This window comes from Myroides sp. LoEW2-1, from assembly GCF_009767705.1.
GTDB classification, from domain to species: domain Bacteria; phylum Bacteroidota; class Bacteroidia; order Flavobacteriales; family Flavobacteriaceae; genus Flavobacterium; species Flavobacterium album_A.
The window spans coordinates 1-1,322 of sequence record NZ_WSPP01000128.1 but is presented as its reverse complement, the minus strand read 5'-3'; the positions used below and the strand labels follow the sequence as shown (position 1 = coordinate 1,322).

Here is a 1,322-nt window from a genome sequence, read left to right as displayed (position 1 = left end):
TTTCTTATAACCTAAGCTTGAATAGTTTAAATCAAACTCACCTTTAATTATTCCATTTACTCGTTCTGCTACTGCATTATCCTTAGGATTTCCATTCTGAGTAGTGCTTATTGCTATATTATTATCTTTTAACAATTTAGTGTAAATCTCGCTACAGTATTGACTTCCTCTATCTGAGTGGTGGATAAGTTTTTCATTGTAGACTCTATTGCTTAATGCCATTCTTAGTGCCTCTAAACATACTTTGGCTGTCATATCTAAACTGAAACTAAACCCCATTATTTTATGCGAATAAGCATCTGTGATTAAACAAAGGTAACTCCAAACATTATTTAGTCGTATATAAGTTATGTCACTTACCCAAAATTGTTCTGGTCGAGTTACTTCCACTCCGTTATACAGATCTAAATATTGACCTCGCCACGCTCTAGAATCTGTAGTATGAGCTTTTCGTTTTCGTTGTCTTATCAACATCTTATGACTGTCTAATAAGTCGAACAGATAATCTCTACCAATACTTATACCATGCGTATTTAAACGCTCCTCAAGCATATGTTGAAGTTTTCGAGTACCTAACTTTGGGAGGTTATTTCTAATATTTAATACTTCTTGTATGACTATATCAGCTTTTATTGACTGTTCTTCTTGTCTATTAATAGACTGATAATAAGCACTTCGAGTTCTTCCAAACAGTTTGCATATTGTAGTTAATCCTTTTTTAGGATACAATACTTTTACTTCTTCAACTGCTTGGAACCAGACTTTTTTCTAATTTCAATATCTAGGCTTTTTTCTGCTACATCAATTAGGGTATTTAGCGCAACTACCTTAAACTGTGATTCTGCTAAAGCTTTTTTTAAAGAGATTATCTCTAATTCTTCAGGTGTGAGCTTCTTTTTAGACATTTCTATAGGAATTGGAGTTTCAATACAAATATCTGTTTTTTTAACACAATTAACTAACAACCAGTTATTTATTGTAGATAAACTTCTTATATTATAAACTATTGAAGCTTCTTTTACGCTCATGCCTCTTTCTGTAATACTATGAACTACTTGACGTTTTAAACTCTCGCTATAAACTTTGGGAGCCCTTGTATCGTAATATTCTTTACTTCCATATCGCTGCATCCAACGTCTTACAGTAGTGACTCCTAAATCATACTTCAGCGTTACTGAAATCTGTGTGGCTCCTAACTCAACTTCCTTCACTACCTTTTTAATGAATTCTTGATGATAACGTTGTTTTACTTTTTTCTCTTTTATTGACTTTTCCATCTCTTATTGGTATTTAAAACTGTACAGTTTTTTCAGGACGGGTCA

Annotated in this window: 2 protein-coding genes; both read right to left on the bottom strand. The window is 32.7% G+C overall.

Translation table 11 applies throughout. The features are described 5' to 3' along the window. Positions 1–729: IS3 family transposase (locus GOQ24_RS08645; RefSeq protein WP_160339485.1), on the bottom strand; the 729-nt coding region annotated here is incomplete at its 3' end. Positions 730–734: 5 nt separating this feature from the next. Continuing rightward, on the bottom strand, positions 735–1,277 hold the full coding sequence (locus tag GOQ24_RS08640) for a hypothetical protein (protein WP_160339484.1): 543 nt from the start codon (positions 1,275–1,277) through the stop codon (positions 735–737). Between the last annotated feature and the right edge of the window lie 45 nt (positions 1,278–1,322).

Bases quoted from the DNA above. Each gene is read 5' to 3' on its own strand.
- GOQ24_RS08640 (WP_160339484.1), bottom strand. From the start codon at position 1,277: ATGGAAAAGTCAATAAAAGAGAAAAAAGTAAAACAACGTTATCATCAA.